The organism is Azospirillum agricola (genome assembly GCF_020005195.1).
In the GTDB taxonomy this organism is placed as follows: Bacteria; Pseudomonadota; Alphaproteobacteria; order Azospirillales; family Azospirillaceae; genus Azospirillum; species Azospirillum agricola.
Map to the genome: position 1 here is coordinate 246961 of NZ_JAIFZR010000002.1, position 17686 is coordinate 264646.

At 70.1% G+C, this 17686-nt stretch carries 11 protein-coding genes; 9 read left to right on the forward strand and 2 right to left on the reverse strand.

All coding sequences use genetic code 11. The annotated features are described in order from the left end of the window. Positions 1-78: 78 nt before the first annotated feature. Complete coding sequence (locus tag JN22_RS03990) at positions 79-849, reverse strand: FCD domain-containing protein (RefSeq protein ID WP_085552686.1); 771 nt, start codon at positions 847-849, stop codon at positions 79-81. Between the two features lie 581 nt (positions 850-1430). Between JN22_RS03990 and lldP the strand changes: the two genes are divergently transcribed. The 8 genes from lldP to JN22_RS04030 all read left to right on the forward strand — a co-directional run bounded on the left by lldP (position 1431) and on the right by JN22_RS04030 (position 14107). Continuing rightward, positions 1431-3140 (forward strand): L-lactate permease, encoded by a 1710-nt coding sequence (gene lldP / locus JN22_RS03995; RefSeq protein WP_085552687.1) that lies wholly within the window; start codon positions 1431-1433, stop codon positions 3138-3140. Positions 3141-3241: 101 nt separating this feature from the next. Then, complete coding sequence (locus JN22_RS04000; protein ID WP_085552688.1) at positions 3242-6115, forward strand: FAD-binding and (Fe-S)-binding domain-containing protein; 2874 nt, start codon at positions 3242-3244, stop codon at positions 6113-6115. Positions 6116-6129: 14 nt separating this feature from the next. Further along, a complete protein-coding gene (locus JN22_RS04005) occupies positions 6130-6897 on the forward strand; it encodes a (Fe-S)-binding protein (RefSeq protein WP_085552689.1) in 768 nt (255 codons plus the stop codon). Then, positions 6890-8323 (forward strand): LutB/LldF family L-lactate oxidation iron-sulfur protein, encoded by a 1434-nt coding sequence (locus JN22_RS04010; RefSeq protein WP_085552690.1) that lies wholly within the window; start codon positions 6890-6892, stop codon positions 8321-8323. Before JN22_RS04005 ends, JN22_RS04010 begins: the two co-directional genes overlap by 8 nt. After that, entirely contained in the window at positions 8316-9113 is a 798-nt protein-coding gene (locus JN22_RS04015; protein WP_223677561.1) for a LutC/YkgG family protein, read from the forward strand. The genes JN22_RS04010 and JN22_RS04015 overlap by 8 nt, the downstream gene beginning before the upstream one ends. A gap of 123 nt (positions 9114-9236) precedes the next feature. Further along, a complete protein-coding gene (locus JN22_RS04020) occupies positions 9237-12683 on the forward strand; it encodes a pyruvate carboxylase (RefSeq protein WP_085552691.1) in 3447 nt (1148 codons plus the stop codon). Beyond that, the gene (locus JN22_RS04025; protein ID WP_085552692.1) at positions 12683-12895 is read left to right on the forward strand and encodes a hypothetical protein; all 213 of its coding nucleotides are present in this window, start codon (positions 12683-12685) and stop codon (positions 12893-12895) included. The genes JN22_RS04020 and JN22_RS04025 overlap by 1 nt, the downstream gene beginning before the upstream one ends. A 135-nt stretch (positions 12896-13030) precedes the next feature. Beyond that, entirely contained in the window at positions 13031-14107 is a 1077-nt protein-coding gene (locus JN22_RS04030) for a PDZ domain-containing protein (RefSeq protein WP_085552693.1), read from the forward strand. Between the two features lie 125 nt (positions 14108-14232). Here the strand turns inward: JN22_RS04030 and JN22_RS04035 are convergent, their stop codons facing one another. Continuing rightward, the gene (locus JN22_RS04035; RefSeq protein ID WP_085552694.1) at positions 14233-15549 is read right to left on the reverse strand and encodes a D-amino acid dehydrogenase; all 1317 of its coding nucleotides are present in this window, start codon (positions 15547-15549) and stop codon (positions 14233-14235) included. A 276-nt stretch (positions 15550-15825) separates the two neighbouring features. On the opposite strand from JN22_RS04035, the gene JN22_RS04040 reads away from it, so the two are divergent. Further along, complete coding sequence (locus JN22_RS04040; RefSeq protein ID WP_085552695.1) at positions 15826-17406, forward strand: sigma 54-interacting transcriptional regulator; 1581 nt, start codon at positions 15826-15828, stop codon at positions 17404-17406. Positions 17407-17686: the final 280 nt, after the last annotated feature.

Genomic DNA, 17686 nt, shown 5'->3' on the forward strand with positions numbered 1-17686 from the left:
TCGGTCGGTCCCGTTTCGGTGACGAAGTGTAGCGCACGCGGCCGGTTGCAGCCAGACGGCCTTTTTACCATCCGTTGGTTAAGCGGACGTATCGATCAGGTCGGTGCGGCCGACACGGCGCAGCGAAACCTCCAGCCGGGCGTCGTTCTCGCGGATCTCGCGCAGGGTCTTCAGCGTGTACTCGACATGCGCGGTCGCCGCCGCGTGGGCGCGGGCCGGGTCGCCGGTCAGCACCGCGTCGGCGATGTCCAGATGCTGGGCCAGCAGCAGGTCGCGCACGCCCTGGCGCGAGTAGAGGTCGGCGCGGTTGTAGAACACGTCGTTGCGCAGCATGTTGGACAGGGTCCGCATGATGTGCAGCATGACGATGTTGTGGGCCGCCTCGTAGATCGCCAGATGCAGGTCGGCGTCGGAGTCCGCCTCCTCCGAGCTGTCGTCCTTGCCGTGGGCGGCCTTCATGCGGGCGACGATGGCGCTGATGCCGGCGCGGTCGAGGTCGGTGGCGCGCTGGGCCGCCAGCATCGCCGCCTGCGCCTCGATCGAGCCGCGGAACTCCAGATAGTCGAAGGTCGTCTTCGGGTTGTTCTGGAGCAGCGCCACCAGCGGGTCGCCGATGTGCGAGAGGAACTGCGCGATGTGGGTGCCGTTGCGCCCGGTCACCAGCAGCCCGCGCTCCTCCAGCTTGGCGATGGCGTCGCGCAGCGACGGGCGGGACACGTCGAGCTTGGCCGCCAGCTCGCGTTCGGCCAGCAGCTTCTCGCCCGGACGCAAAGCGCCCTCCAGGATCAGCTTTTCCAGATGCTCGGCAATGGCGTCGGCCAGCTTGGCGGGTTTGATCGTCCCCTGCATTGGGTAGGCGGTCCTTCTGCGCGTCTCGGTGTCTTCAATACCCTATGGATTCCAACAGCGTCCACTGCCGCCGCACCCCGGTGGCCCCACCCCCCTACGAAAGTGCATCGACCACCCAATGATTTTACCGTTGCACGGTATGGTCAAATCTTTTATCCAGCAAACGTCATATGGATAAGAGACGTCCAGACTGAGGCCGCCGGCGAAGGATTCTGTCCCGATCCGGTTCCTGGTCAAGGGTGTCCATCTGTTCTGGGGATAGGACGGACCCGCCGAGAAGGCGTTCCGCGTCGCCGCCGGTCCGGCGGCGGCGAACGCTGTTGGCTTGCCGCATGGCTGGCCGACCGACGACCGGCCTCCTCCCCGACTTTTCTAGGTCTGGAACCCACGCCCCTCGCGGAGGAAGCCCTCGGATGATCCGGTCCCGCACCCACGCCCCGATGAACGGCACGGCCCCGCCGGCGCCGTTCGCGTCGATGTGGGGGCCAACCACGGCGCCGATGGTCGCCTTCGGGTTCTGATCGCGCCGCCGCCGGCCTTTGACGAGGGACGGCGCGGTCAAACTTTGAATGGAAGATAAAATGCAACCTTGGATGCAAGTCTATGATCCGGCGGGGAACCTGTGGGTTTCGGCGCTGGTCGCCGCGCTGCCGATCATCTTCTTCTTCGTCGCCCTGGCCTTCCTGCGGATGAAGGGGCATGTCGCGGCCACCATCACGGTCGCCATCGCGCTGCTCGTCGCCATCTTCTTCTACAAGATGCCGCTCGGCATGGGCTTCGCCTCGGCCGTCTACGGCTTCCTCTATGGTCTGTGGCCGATCGCCTGGATCATCGTCGGCGCCGTGTTCCTCTACAAGATCACGGTCAAGACCGGGCAGTTCGACATCATCCGCTCGTCGATTCTGTCGATCACCGAGGACCAGCGTCTCCAGATGCTGCTGGTCGGCTTCTCCTTCGGCGCCTTCCTGGAAGGCGCGGCGGGCTTCGGCGCGCCGGTCGCCATCACGGCGGCGCTGCTGGTCGGCCTCGGCTTCAACCCGCTCTACGCCGCCGGCCTCTGCCTGATCGCCAACACCGCCCCGGTGGCCTTCGGCGCCATGGGCATCCCGATGATCGTCGCCGGCCAGGTGACGGGTCTGGACGCCTTCAAGATCGGCCAGATGGCCGGCCGCCAGCTGCCGCTGCTCGCCGTGTTCGTGCCCTTCTGGATCGTCTTCATCATGGACGGCTTCCGCGGCGTGCGCGAGACGTGGCCGGCCGTGCTGGTGGCGGGCGTGTCCTTCGCCGTCGGCGTGTTCTTCACCTCGAACTTCATCGGCCCCGAGCTGCCGGACATCACGTCGGCCCTGTTCAGCCTGGTCTGCCTGACGCTGTTCCTGAAGGTGTGGAAGCCCAAGCGCATCTTCCGCTTCGAGAACGCCGGCACCATGGGCGCCCCTGTTGGCGGCCCGGCGGCGGCCTCGGTCGGCGCCATGGCCACCCCGGCCTCCGCGCTGGCCGGCAACGCCCCGGCCTACACGTCGGGTCAGGTGATCAAGGCGTGGTCGCCCTTCCTGGTCCTGACCGCCATCGTCACCGTGTGGAGCCTCGCGCCCTTCAAGGCGCTGTTCGCCAAGACCGGCGCGCTCGCCTCGACGGTGATGTACTTCCCGATCGAGGGCCTGCACCAGCTGGTGATGCGCGTCGCCCCGATCGTCGCCTCGCCCAAGCCCTACGACGCGGTCTACAAGCTGGACCTGCTGGCCGCCACCGGCACGGCGATCCTGCTGACCGCCATCGTCACCGTCTTCTTCCTGCGCATGAAGCCCTCGACCGCCGTCTCGACCTTCGGCGAGACGCTGTCGGAGCTGCGCCGCCCGATCTACTCGATCGGCATGGTGCTGGCCTTCGCCTTCATCGCCAACTACTCGGGCCTGTCCTCGACGCTGGCGCTGCTGCTGGCCGGCACGGGCAACGCCTTCCCGTTCTTCTCGCCGGTGCTCGGCTGGCTCGGCGTGTTCCTGACCGGGTCGGACACCTCGTCGAACGCGCTGTTCTGCGCCCTCCAGGCGACCACCGCGCAGCAGCTCGGCCTGTCGGACATCCTGATGGTCACCGCCAACACCACCGGCGGCGTCACCGGCAAGATGATCTCGCCGCAGTCCATCGCGGTGGCCTGCGCCGCCGTGGGCCTGGTCGGGCGCGAGGCGGACCTGTTCCGCTTCACCCTGAAGCACAGCCTGTTCTTCGTCACCATCATCGGCGTGATCACGGTGCTCCAGGCCTACTACTTCCAGTGGATGATCCCCTGATCCTCCGCCCTTAGAGTCTCCTGACTGCGGTCGGACGGGGTCGCCCGTCCGACCGGCCTTTTCCTTGAAGCCATCTCATTCCAGCCGAAGGAACCGGACCGATGCTGCCCGTCCCCTACGAGCGCGTGCTGACCGAGCTGCGGGAGTTCATGCCCGAAGCCCGCCTGATCACCGATCCGCTGCGGACGCTGGCCTACGGCACCGACGGCAGCTTCTACCGTCTCATTCCCAAGATCGTCGCCATCGTCGAGACCGAGGAGGAGGTCGTCCGCCTGCTGCGCGTGACGCGCGGGCACAAGGCGCCCGTCACCTTCCGCGCCGGCGGCACCAGCCTGTCGGGGCAGGCGGTCAGCGACAGCGTGCTCGTCCTGCTGGGCGACGGCTGGCGCGGCTGCGCGATCGCACCCGACGCCGCGACGGTCACTCTCCAGCCCGGCGTCATCGGCGCCGAGGCCAACCGCAAGCTGGCGCCGCTGGGCCGCAAGATCGGCCCCGACCCGGCCTCCATCGCCACCGCCAAGATCGGTGGCATCGCCGCCAACAACGCCAGCGGCATGTGCTGCGGCACCGCGCAGAACAGCTACCGGACGCTGGCCTCGATGCGGCTGGCGCTGGCCGACGGCACCGTGCTCGACACCGGCGACGCCAGCAGCCGAAGCGCCTTCTGGCGCAGCCACAGGCCCCTGCTCGACAGCCTGACGGAGCTCGGCGCGCGGACCCGCGCCGACGGGCCCCTGGCCGAGCGCATCCGCAACAAGTTCCGCATCAAGAACACCACCGGCTACAGCCTGAACGCGCTGGTCGATTACGAGGACCCCATCGACATCCTCCAGCATCTGCTGATCGGCTCGGAAGGGACGCTGGGCTTCATCTCCGCCATCACCCTGCACACGGTGCCGGAGCACGCCGACAAGGCGAGCGCCCTGCTGTTCTTCCCCGACATCGCCGAGGCCTGCCGCGCCGTCGCCCTGCTGAAGGCGACTCCGGTCTCGGCGGTGGAGTTGATGGACCGCGCCTCGCTGCGCTCCATCGAGGACAAGCCGGGCATGCCGCCGCAGATCAAGGGCTTCGGTCCGGACGTGGCCTGCCTGCTGGTCGAGACCCGCGCCGAGAGCCCGGCCGCGCTGGACTCCCAGCTCGCCGAGATCGCCGCCGTGCTGGCGACGACCGTCACCATCGGCGACGGCGCCTTCACCACCGACGCCAAGGCCTGCGAGGGTTTCTGGAAGATCCGCAAGGGCCTGTTCCCGGCGGTCGGCGCCATCCGCGAGCTGGGCACCACCGTCATCATCGAGGACGTCGCCTTCCCGCTGGAACGGCTGGCCGAGGCGACGGTCGAACTCCAGGCCCTGTTCCTCAAGCACGGCTACCACGAGGCCATCATCTTCGGCCACGCGCTGGAAGGGAACCTGCACTTCGTCTTCACCCAGGCCTTCGACACCGACACCGAAATCGACCGCTACCGCCAGTTCATGGACGACGTCTGCGCCATGGTGGTGCAGGGCTATGACGGCTCGCTGAAGGCCGAGCACGGCACCGGCCGCAACATGGCCCCCTTCGTCGAGATGGAGTGGGGGCCGCAGGCCTACGGCCTGATGAAGGAGATCAAGGCGCTGTTCGATCCGGAGGGGCTGCTGAACCCCGGCGTGATCCTGAACGGCGACCCCGAGGCGCATCTCAAGAACCTCAAGCCGATGCCGCCGGCCCATCCGCTGGTCGACACCTGCATCGAGTGCGGCTTCTGCGAGCCGACCTGCCCGTCGCACAAGATGACGCTGTCGCCGCGCCAGCGCATCGTCGGCTGGCGCGAGATCTCGCGCCTGACCCGCGACGGCGCCGACCCGGCCCGGCTGGCGGCGCTGAGCGACGCCTACGACTACCAGGGCATCGACACCTGCGCGGCCTGCGGCCTGTGCTCCACCGCCTGCCCGGTCGGCATCGAGACGGGGCTGCTGATCAAGGCGCTGCGCGGCCAGAATCGCGGCGCCGTCGCCCGGAAGGTCGGCGATTTCGTCGCCGACCACATGGGGGGCGTGCTGGGCGTGGCGCGCACCGGCCTGCGGCTGGCCGACCTCGCCCGCCGGGTCGCCGGACCGGAGGCGGTCAGCACCGCCGCCCGCGCGCTGACCGCCGGCCATCTGCCCGGCCTGCCGCGCAACATGCCGACCCCGGTCCGCTTCACGCCCCTGGCGGAGAAGGCGCCCGAGAGCCAGCTCGCGGCCCAGCCGGCGGTGGTCTACATCCCGAGCTGCGTCAGCCGCACCATGGGCCCGTCGGCCGGGGATCCGGAGCAGGTCCCGCTGCCCGAGAAGGTCGAGGGGCTGATGCGCAAGGCCGGCTTCCGGGTGATCTATCCGGAGGAGCTGTCCTCGCAATGCTGCGGCATGTCGCTGGAGAGCAAGGGCCTCGCCGACCAGGCCGACGCCAAGGCCGACGCGATGCTGGCGGCGCTGGCCAAGGCGAGCAACAACGGCGCGCTGCCCATCGTCATGGACACCAGCCCCTGCGCCTTCCGTTTGAAGAAACGGGCGACCGACGGCGGCCTCAGGATCCTCGACATCGCCGAGTTCCTGCACCTCCACGCCCTGCCCCGCCTCGACATCGTCAGGAGCGAGGAGCCGGTCGTCCTGCACCTGACCTGCAGCACGCGCCGCATGGGGCTGGATGCGACGCTGACCGCCATCGCCAAGGCCTGCTCGTCCAAGGTCGTGGTGCCCGAGGATGTCGGCTGCTGCGGCTTCGCCGGCGACAAGGGCTTCTCGACGCCGGAACTCAACGCCCATGCGCTGCGCCACCTGAAGAAGGACGTGCCGGCGGGCGCCAGCTCCGGCTACTCGACCAGCCGCACCTGCGAGATCGGTCTGTCGGACCATGCCGGCCTGCCCTACCGCTCGATCGTCTACCTCGTGGACGCCTGTTCGCGCCCCAAGGCCGCCACGGCCCCGGCCGCCCGCGCGCCCGAACCCGCCTTCTGACAGGACACCGTGCAATGACCACCGCCACCGCGCCCCAGCCGACCCCGCCCCGGCCGAGCAAGGTCTATTTCTTCGGAACCTGTCTGGTCGATCTGTTCTACCCCGAGGCCGGCATGGCCGGCATGGAGCTGCTGAAGGCCCAGGGACTGACCGTGGTCTTCCCGCAGGGGCAGAGCTGCTGCGGCCAGCCGGCCTACAACTCCGGCTACCGCGCCGACGCCCTCAAGGTCGCCCGCGCCCAGCTCGACCTGTTCCCCGAGGATCTGCCCATCGTGGTGCCCTCGGGCTCCTGCGCCGGCATGATGAAGAAGCACTGGCCCCACCTGTTCCACGGCGAGCCGGACGAGGCGAAGGCGGTGAACGTCTCGTCCCGCGTCTGGGAGCTGACGCAGTTCCTCGTCCAGCTCCTCGACGTCAGGCTGGAGGACAAGGGCGAGCCGATGCGCGTCACCTGGCACGCCTCCTGCCACGCCCAGCGCGAGATGGGCGTGGTCGAGGAACCCAAGGCGCTGCTGCGCCAGCTCGCCAACGTCGAACTGGTCGAGTTGAAGCGGGAGAAGGAATGCTGCGGCTTCGGCGGCACCTTCGCCGTCCGCCACCCGGAGATCTCGGCCGCGATGGTCGGCGACAAGGTGGCGGACATCGAGCAGACCGGCGCCAAGCGGGTGGTGTCGGGCGACTGCGGCTGCCTGCTGAACATCAACGGCGCGTTGGAGGGCGGGCGCAAGCCGGTGCAGGGCCAGCACATCGCCCAGTTCCTGAAGGAGCGCCTCCATGGCTGAGCATACCCCCCAGGCCGTGAACTTCGCCGCCGCGTCGAAGGCGGCGCTGCTCGACCCGCAGCTTCGCGGCAACTTCCGCCGGGCCATGGACGGCCTGATGAGCAAGCGCGCCGTCCAGTTCGCCGACGCCAAGGAGTGGCACGACATGCGGGCGCTGGCGGCCAGCGTTCGCCTGCGCACGCTCGCCAAGCTGCCGGAGCTGCTGGAGAAGCTGGAGGCCAACTGCACCCGCAACGGCATCCAGGTGCATTGGGCCTCGACCACCGACGAGGCCAACGCCATCGTGCTGGGCATCATGAAGCGCGTCGACGCCAAGCTCGCCGTCAAGGGCAAGTCGATGGTGACCGAGGAGATGCACCTCAACGCCTTCCTGGAGCAGCACGGCATCGAGGCGCTGGAGGCCGATCTCGGCGAGTACATCGTCCAGCTCGACGGCACCATGCCGTCGCACATCATCATGCCGGCGATCCACCTGAACACCAAGCAGATCGCCCATCTGTTCAAGCGCAAGATCAAGGAGGCGGAGAGCATCGAGGACGCCGCCTACCTGACCGATCTGGCGCGGCGCATCCTGCGCAGGAAGTTCATGACCGCCGACGTCGGCATGTCCGGCGTCAACGCGGCGGTGGCCGAGACCGGCACGCTCTGCCTGATCGAGAACGAGGGCAACGGCCGCATGTGCACCACGGTGCCGCCGGTCCACATCGCCTTCATGGGGCTGGAGAAGGTGGTCGAGCATCTGGAGGACGTGCCGCCGGTCATCAGCCTGCTGCCGCGTTCCGCCACCGGCCAGCCGATCACCACCTACGTCAACATGATCACCTCGCCCCGCAAGGAGGGCGAGCTGGACGGCCCGCGCGAGATCCATCTGGTGATCCTCGACAACGGGCGGTCGTCGGTCTACGCCGACCCGGAGCTGCGCGACACGCTGCGCTGCATCCGCTGCGGCGCCTGCATGAACCACTGTCCGGTCTACACCAAGGTCGGCGGCCACGCCTACGAGGCGCCCTACCCCGGCCCGATCGGCAAGATCCTGGTGCCGCAGATGGAGGGCTTGGCCAAGCGCGGCGAGATGCCCCACGCCTGCACCATGTGCAACGCCTGCGTCGAGATCTGCCCGGTCAAGATCCCCATCGTCGAGATCATGGGCCGGTTGCGCGTCGAGGCCGTGCGCCCGAGCGACGCGGTGAAGGATGCCGGCGCCCAGGCCAGCAAGGCCGAGGCGATGGTGTGGAAGGGCTGGGCGGCGATGAACGCCTCGCCGACCGCCTACAAGATCGCGACCATGGCGATGAGCAAGCTCGGCAACGCGGCGCCCACGGGGCTGCCGCTGCTCAAGGAATGGACCAGCGTGCGGGCCAAGCCGCGCTTCGCGTCGCGCACGCTCCATGATCTGGCCCGCGAGAAGGGGATTCCCGATGTCTGACGCCCGTTCCGCCATCCTGGCCAAGCTGCGGACCAACCGCGACGCCCACCCGGTGACCCCGCCGCCGTCCGACACCACCGTGCTGGCCGAGAAGCGCTGGGCGCCGGAGGAACGGCTCCCCCGCATCCGCCGCCTGATGGAGGCGGTGCACACCGAGTTCCTGGAGGCGACCGAGGCCGATTGGCCGGCGGTGGTGCGGGAGTTCCTGGTGCGCGAAGGCGCGACGACGCTGCTCTACGCGCCGGCGACGCCGGATGGAAAGACGCTGGCGGCTTACAGCCCTCTCCCGCCCCGGGAGAGGGAGGGGACCCACGGCGATAGCCGTGGGGAGGGTGAGGGGCTGTCCGAACATGGATCCGGCCCCACGCCCGATAGCCCCTCACCCTTCCCGCTTCGCGGGCCCCTTCCCTCTCCCGGGGCGGGAGAGGGACTCCGGCTCATCCCCTACGACCGTCCGGTCGAGGCCTTCAAGGAACGGCTTTTCGAGAGCATCGACGCCGGCCTCACCTCCACGCTGGGCGCCATCGCCGAAACCGGCAGCCTGATCCTGTGGCCGAGCGCCGAGGAACCGCGCCTGCTCTCCCTCGTCCCGCACATCCATGTGGCGCTGCTGCGCGCCGACGCGCTCTACGACACCTTCTGGCAGGCGATGCGCGACAACCGCTGGGCCGAGGGCATGCCGACCAACGCCCTGCTGATCTCCGGCCCCAGCAAGACGGCCGACATCGAGCAGACGCTGGCCTACGGCGTCCATGGACCCAAGCGGCTGGTCGTCGTCATCGTCCGCTGACGGGACCGCTGGACGGGGCCGCTGAGAAGCGGCCACCGACACGCCGCTTCACCCCGCCTTGATCCCGCCGGTGCGCCTCCCCGCGCCTGCCCGCCCTCTCGCCCATCTTCGAGGACCCGCGCCATGCCGACGCCCGCCTTCCGCAAACTCCTGGTCGCCAACCGCGGCGAGATCGCCATCCGCGTGCTGCGGGCGGCCACCGAACTCGGCATTCCCACCGTCGCGGTCTATTCCACCGAGGACCGCTTCGCGCTGCACCGCTTCAAGGCCGACGAGAGCTACCGCATCGGCGAGGGCAAGGGGCCGATCGAGGCCTATCTCGACATCGACGCCATCATCGCCGTGGCGCTCCGGACCGGCGCCGACGCCATCCACCCCGGCTACGGCTTCCTGTCGGAGAATCCGGCCTTCGCCGACGCCTGCGCCGCCAACGGCATCACCTTCGTCGGCCCGTCGCCCGACACCATGCGGTTGCTCGGCAACAAGGTGGCGGCCCGCAACCTCGCCGTCTCGGCCGGCGTGCCGGTGATGCCCGCGACCGGCGCCCTGCCCGACGACCCGGCCGAGACCGCGCGGCTGGCCGGGGAGGTCGGCTACCCGCTGATGCTGAAGGCGAGCTGGGGCGGCGGCGGGCGCGGCATGCGCGTCGTCGAGACGGCGAAGGATCTCCCCGACCTCGTCGCCGCAGCCCGCCGCGAGGCCCAGGCCGCCTTCGGCAACGGCGAGGTCTATCTGGAGAAGCTCGTCCGCCGCGCCCGCCACGTCGAGGTGCAGATCCTCGGCGATTCCGCCGGCAATCTCGTCCACCTGTTCGAGCGCGACTGCACCGTCCAGCGCCGCAACCAGAAGGTCGTCGAGCGCGCGCCCGCCGTCTATCTCACCACCGACGAGCGGCTCGGCCTGTGCGACGCCGCCTTGAAGCTCGCCCGCGCCGCCGGCTACCGCAACGCCGGAACGGTCGAGTTCCTGATGGACGCCGACAGCGGCGCCTTCTACTTCATCGAGGTCAACCCGCGCGTCCAGGTCGAGCACACGATCACCGAGGTCGTCACCGGCATCGACATCGTGAAGGCTCAGATCCGCATCGCCGCCGGCGCCCTGATCGGCGGCGGCGCCAGCGGCGTTCCGGAACAGCGCGACATCCGCCTGACCGGCCACGCCATCCAGTGCCGCATCACCACCGAGGATCCGGACAACAGCTTCATCCCGGATTACGGCCGCATCACCGCCTACCGCGGCGCCAACGGCTTCGGAATCCGGCTCGACGGCGGCACCGCCTTTTCCGGAGCGCTGATCACCCGCCATTACGACAGCCTGCTGGAAAAGGTCGTCTCCTGGGCGCCGACCCCCGAGGAGGCGATCGCCCGCATGGACCGCGCGCTGCGCGAGTTCCGCATCCGCGGCGTGGCGACCAACCTCGCCTTTCTGGAGGCGCTGATCGACCACCCGCAGTTCCGCGGCGGCACCTACACCACCCGCTTCATCGACACCACGCCCGAGCTGTTCCAGCGCGAGCCGCGCCGCGACCGCGCCACCCGGCTGCTGACCTTCCTGGCCGACGTCATGGTCAACGGCAACCCGGAAATGAAGCCCGGCGCCCACCCCCGCCCGGCCGAACCCAAGGCACCGGCCGCCGGCCGCGACGCCCCGCCGCCCGGCCTGAAACAGAAACTGCAAGCCGAGGGCGCCGAGGCCGTCGCCCGCTGGATGAAGGCGCAGACCCGCACGCTGGTCACCGACACCAGCATGCGCGACGCCCACCAGTCGCTGCTGGCGACCCGCGTGCGCAGCCATGACCTGCTGGCGGTCGCTCCGGCCTACGCCCGGCTGCTGCCTGACCTGTTCTCCGTCGAATGCTGGGGCGGCGCGACCTTCGACGTCGCCATGCGCTTCCTCAAGGAGGACCCGTGGGAGCGGCTCGACGGGCTGCGCGCCGCGATGCCGAACCTGCTCTTGCAGATGCTGCTGCGCGCGTCGAACGCCGTCGGCTACGCCAACTACCCGGACAATGTGGTGCGCCAGTTCGTCGGGCAGGCGGCGGCCGGCGGCATCGACGTCTTCCGCGTCTTCGACAGCCTGAACTGGGTCGGGAACATGCGCGTCGCCATCGACGCGGTGCGCGAGACCGGCGCCATCTGCGAAGCCGCCATCTGCTACACCGGCGATCTGCTCGACCCGTCGCGGCCGAAATACGATCTGCGCTATTACGTGAACCTCGCCAAGGAGCTGGAGGCGGCCGGCGCCCACATCCTCGGCATCAAGGACATGGCCGGCCTGTGCAAGCCGGCCGCCGCCTCGCTGCTGGTGCGCACGCTGAAGGAGGAGGTCGGGCTGCCGATCCACTTCCACACCCACGACACCTCGGGCGCCAGCGCCGCCAGCGTGCTGGCCGCCGTCGAGGCCGGGGTGGACGCGGTGGACGCGGCGATGGACAGCCTGTCGGGCCTGACCTCGCAGCCGCCGCTGGGCTCGATCGCGGCGGCGCTGCGCCACACGCCGCGCGACACCGGACTCGACCCCGAGGCGATCCGCCGGATCGGCCATTACTGGGAGGAGGTGCGCGCCGCCTACGCGCCCTTCGAGAGCGCGATCCGCTCCGGTTCCTCGGAGGTCTACCGGCACGAGATGCCGGGCGGGCAATACACGAACCTGCGCGAGCAGGCCCGCTCGCTGGGCATCGAGGAGCATCACTGGGACGACGTCGTGCGCGCCTACGCCACGGTGAACCGGCTGTTCGGCGACATCGTGAAGGTGACGCCGACCTCCAAGGTGGTCGGCGACATGGCGCTGGTGATGGTGACCGGCGGGCTGACCGAGGACGACATCCTCGACCCCGCGAAGGAGATCGCCTTCCCGGAGTCGGTCGTGCAGCTCATGCGCGGCGAGCTGGGCCAGCCGCCGGGCGGCTTCCCCGACGCCTTGCAGCGCAAGGTTCTGAAGGGCGAGGCGCCGCTGACGGTGCGGCCCGGCGCCATCCTGCCGCCGGCCGACCTGGAGGCCGAGCGCGCCGCCGTCGCCGCCAAGCTCGGCCAGCCGATCGACGACCGGCAGCTCGCCTCGCACCTGATGTACCCGAAGGTGTTCGCCGACTTCTGCCAGCACCGCAAGACCCACGGCGACGTGTCGGTGCTCTCCACGCCGGTGTTCTTCCACGGTCTGTTGCAGGGCGAGGAGACCGGCGTCGAGCTGGAGCCGGGCAAGTCGCTGCTGATCCGCTATCTGGCGACCGGCGAGGCCGACGAGGAGGGCCGCCGCGCGGTGTTCTTCGAGCTGAACGGCCAGCCGCGCACCATCAAGGTGGCCGACCGCAAGGTGGCCCCGGCCCGCGCCGCCCACCCGAAGGCGGAGGACGGCAACCCGGCCCATGTCGGCGCCCCGATGCCCGGCCTCGTCACCGGCATCCTGGTCCAGCCGGGCCAGGCGGTGGAGGCCGGCGACGCGCTGCTGTCGCTGGAGGCGATGAAGATGGAGACCACGGTGCGGGCCGAGCGCGCCGGCACGGTCGAGCGCATCGTCGCCCAGCAGGGCCGCAACGTCGAGACCAAGGATCTGCTGCTGGTGCTGGCGTGATGGAGCGGCGCACCCTCGCGGAGGAGCCGGCGCGGCTCTACGAGGCGATCCTGCATCTGCGGCGCCTCGGCCATCAGGTGCGCCGCCACCCCGGCCCGCACGAGAGGGGGGCCGCCCGGCATCTGCTGGACGGCGCCCCGGTGAGCGACTCGGCGCTTCTGGAACTCGCCATGACCCGCTTCCGCCGCGCGGCGCGGACCATGGCGCGGTAGGACGGGCGCGCCGGAGCGGCCGCAACCCGCGACGCTTCGATCGACAGGGAGCGCGGCGCACGCGTCACGCCGCTTCTCTTACCACTTTGGAGCAGGCACACTGCGCTCCTGCCGGCACGGGGGGAGACGGGGGTGATGCGGCGCTTTCGCACAAGGGCCACGGCATGGATCGCGGTGTTGGGGGCGGCTTCGGGAGCGGCGGTGCTGTCGGGCTGTGCCCTTGATCCGGTTGGGCTGGCGATCGGGGCGGCAAGCACGGCGGCCGGACCGCCGGAGGTGTCCGTTGCCCCCGCCTACCGGGGCATGGATTGCCGGACGCTGGCAGGGATGCTGAAGGCGTACGGCGACCAGTTGCCCACGATGGACATGGAGCAGCGCGAGGCGCAGTCGATCCACATCAGGGGGGTGCGACAGGTCATGGCCGAGCAGGGGTGCGCGGTGGCGGGTGCGGCCCCCGCCGTGGCGACGCCCGCCGCCGGTCCATCGCCGGCGCCGCCGGCGACGAGCGAACCGCAGGGGGCGATGGGAGCGGCGGTCGGCCCGGTGACCGCCGAACTGGCGCAGGCGGTGGGGCTGGCAACACCGCGCGGCTTGCTGGTGACGGCGCTGATACCGGGCCGGGCGGCTGACCAGTCGGGCATCCGGGGCGGCGACGTGATCCTCGAGGTGCGTGGTGTGGCGGTGAGCGATGCGGCGCGGATGCGCCGGGTGCTGGGTACGGTGCCCAACGGGCAGAGCGTGCTGGTGACACTGTGGCGGGCACGCGAGTCGCGCGAGATGATCGTGGGGCCCATCACCAGCAACACCCCGGCGTTGCCGCCGGGCGCGGTGTACGCCGACGCGCCGGTCCTGGCGCCGGCGCCGGTGCGCGAGCGCTTCTGCGTGGCGCAATTGACGGGGTCGGGCTTTCTCGCCAGCAGCGTCCACTCGCCGCTGTTCACGGTGCGCAACGACGGCAGCGAGGCGGAGAGCGCCAAGCTGGCGGAGTCCTTCCTGCTGGCGGCGCGGAAGTCTCAGCCTGGCAAATGGCTGGCACCGCACACGCGGCCGAGCTGCAACCGGGATTCGAAGGTCTGCTCATCGGCCAGCCCGGACTCCGACGTGCTGATGATGCTGTGCGAGACGGAGCGCGAGAAGGGCGTGGCGGTGTATGAAGCGTTCAAGCGGAGCAAGCCGCTGACGGAGCTGGCCTGGTCGCCGCCGGCGTCGTGAGGCGAAACCGGCGGGCGGGCAGCCCCGGATGACGGTTCCCCGGATGACGGTTCGCGGTCGTGAATGCCCGGCACAAGGCCGGGCATGACGAAGGGATGGATGGAGTTGGCCGCCGCCGCGTGCCTTTACGACCGGGCGTCGGCCGGACGGACGGCGCCCGGACGCGAGACGGCCGTCGCGGCGGGCTTGCGGCCGTAGCGCTCGACGGTCAGGCCGTCCAGGTCGATCTCGGTCTGGCGGCCGCCGACCGCGTCGGCGACCAGACGGCCCGAACCGGCGGCCATCGTCCAGCCCAGCGTGCCGTGGCCGGTGTTGAGGAACAGGTTGCGCACGGGGGTCGGGCCGACGATCGGCGTGCCGTCCGGCGTGTTGGGGCGCAGGCCGGTCCAGAACTCGGCCTTCGACAGGTCGCCGCCACGCGGGAACAGGTCGCTGACCACATGGTCGAGCGGACCCCGGCCGCGCGGGCGCAGCGTCAGGTCGAAGCCGGCCAGTTCGGCGGTGCCGCCGACGCGGATGCGGTCGCCAAGGCGCGTGACGGCGACCTTGTGGGTCTCGTCCATCACCGTCGATTCCGGGGCGCCGGCCGGATCGGTGATCGGCAGAGTCAGCGAGTAGCCCTTCACCGGGTAGACCGGCAGGTCGAGCCCGAAGGGCTTCACCAGCGTGGGCGAGTAGCTGCCCATGGCGACGACGTAGCTGTCGGCGGTCAGGGTGCCCTGGTCGGTGACGACGCCGGTCACCTTGCGGCCGTCGCTCTCCAGGCCACGGATGGTGACGCCGTAGCGGAACGCGACGCCGCGCTTGGCGGCGAACTCGGCCAGCCGGTTGGTGAACAGGAAGCAGTCGCCGGTCTCGTCGCCCGGCAGCAGCAGGCCGCCGACCAGCTTCTCCTTCACGCCCTCCAGCGCCGGCTCGACGGCGCTCAAGGACTCGCGGTCGTGCAGGCTGTAGGGCACGCCGTAGCGCTCCAGCACCGCCATGTCGTAGCCGGCGGCGTCCATCTGCTTTTGCGTGCGGAAGACCTGGAAGGTGCCCTTCGTGCGCTCGTCGTAGGCGATGCCGGTCTCGGCGCGCAGCGCCTTCAGGCAGTCGCGGCTGTATTCGGCGATGCGGACCATCCGGCTCTTGTTGAGCTGGTAGCTGGTCTCGTTGGCGTTCATCAGCAGCTTCAGGCACCAGGACCACATGGCCGGATCCAGCTTCGGCCGGATGACCAGCGGAGAGTGCTTCATGGTCATCCACTTGATGGCCTTCAGCATCAGGCCCGGCGCCGCCCAGGGGGCCGAGTAGCCCGGCGAGACTTCGCCCGCGTTGGCGAAGCTGGTTTCCAGCGCGGGGCCGCTCTGGCGGTCGATCACCGTCACGTCATGGCCGGCGCGCGCCAGATAATAGGCGGTGGAGACACCGATGACGCCGCTGCCCAGAACGATCACGCGCATGTGACTGGCTCCCGAGGATCATGAAGTCGCTTGGGGACTGGGCTAGCAAACGCGGTGCCAAGCGGCAGGGTGGCGGAAACGCTGGATGGGAAAAGCCGGTGGCGATGGCCGGCTGTACGCCAAATTTTACAGGGCCGCCGTCCCGGTGATGAAGGAATGAAGAATTCCTTTCCGTTTCAGGCTCATGCATCATCTGTAAAGATTTTGATACGGCGTAAATTATTCGATACAGTTGACCGGGCGCGCCCCCACGCCAGCACCGTCCAAGGTCTCCCCATGCGCATCGAGGTCACCTTCGCCGACCGGGTCGGCATCGCCCACGAGATCCTCGCCGTGCTGGCCATCCGCCGGCTGAACGTCGTCGGGGTGGAGGTCGATCCGCCCCACATCCACATCGACGCTCCCGGCCTCGACCCGACCACCCTTCCGGCGCTTGGCGACGCCCTGCGCGGCATCGAGGGCGTGCGGTCGGTCACCGCCATCGACATGCTGCCCGGAACGCGGCGGCGGCTGCACCTCGACGCGCTGCTGGCAGCCTTGCCCGACCCGGTGCTGGCGGTCGACCGCGCCGGCCATGTCGTCGTGGCGAACGCCGCCGCCGCCTCGGTGGCCGGCGTCCCCGAGGCGGCGCTGACCGGGGCGGATCTTGGCGCGCTGCTCGGCGACCCGGCCCTGACCCGCGATCTGACCGGCGGCGGGTTCCGCATCCCCGGCCGCGAGGCGACGCTGAACGGCCAGCCCTTCCTGATCGACGTCACCCCGATCATCGACCAGGACGCGGCGGACGCCGCCCAGGGTGCCGTCCAAGGCGCGGTCCAAGGCGCCGTCGTCACCCTGTTCGCCCCGGCGCGCATCGGCGAGCGGCTGGACGCCTTGCAGAATTTCGACGAGGGCGGTTTCGAGAAGATCCTCGGCGACTCCCCGCCGGTGCGCGGGCTGAAGGCGCGGGCCGCCCGCGTCGCCGCGGTGGAGGCGCCGCTGCTGATCCTCGGCGAGACCGGCACCGGCAAGGAGCTGATCGCCCACGCCTGCCACCGCGCCAGCCCGCGCGCCGACAAGCCCTTCCTGGCGCTGAACTGCGCCGCCGTGCCGGAGAATCTGGCCGAGAGCGAGCTGTTCGGCTACGCCCCCGGCTCCTTCACCGGAGCGCAGCGCGGCGGCAAGCCGGGGCTGCTGGAACTGGCGCACGGCGGCACCGTCTTCCTCGACGAGATCGGCGAAATGTCGGCCTATCTCCAGGCCAAGCTGCTGCGCTTCCTCAACGACGGCAGCTTCCGCCGCGTCGGCGGCGAGCGCGAGCAGAAGGTCGACGTCCGCGTCGTCAGCGCGACCCACCGCCCGCTGGAGGCGATGGTCGCCGAGCACGGCTTCCGCGAGGATCTGTTCTACCGCCTGAACGTGCTGTCCCTCCATGTGCCGCCCCTGCGCGAGCGCGGCGACGACATCCTGCTGCTGGCCCGGCACTTCATCGCGCGGGCCTGCGCCCAGACCCGGCGCCCGCCCTGCCGGCTGACCGCGGCGGCGGGGGCGGCGCTGCTCGCCAACCGCTGGCCGGGCAACGTCCGCCAATTGGAGAACGTCATCTTCCGCGCCGTGACGATGAGCGACGGCGCCTTTCTCGACGCCGCCGACCTGGAACTGGCCGGCGCCGGCATGGAGCCGGGCAACCCCGGCGCGGCGGCCGACGGCGTGGAGGAGGTCGAAAGCTGGGAGGCGGCCGTGGAGGGATTCGAACGGGCGCTGCTGCGCCGGCTCTATCCCCGCTTCCCGTCCAGCCGCAAGCTGGCGGCCCGGCTCGACATCTCGCACACCATGATCGCCAACAAGCTGCGGAAATACGGGATTCCGGACCGATGAGGACGCCGCGGGGGCCGGCTTTCCGGAGCGCCGAGTCGGGCCCGGCCGATGGCGCCGAGGCGGTGGATGCCGGTCGCCGGCCTTTCCTTCCCCCGGCGACCGCCCCGGCCATGGGACGGAGAAGGGAGTAGAGGGGAAGCGGGGCGGACCGATGACAATTCGTTGGCAAAGCAATTGAAACCGCGCCGCGTGGATGGCCGGGACCGGCCGGATTCCCCTGTCCGCGAAGGGCTGCGACACCCCCTGCGGCAGCGTGGCCGATGGACAAGTCATCGCAGTG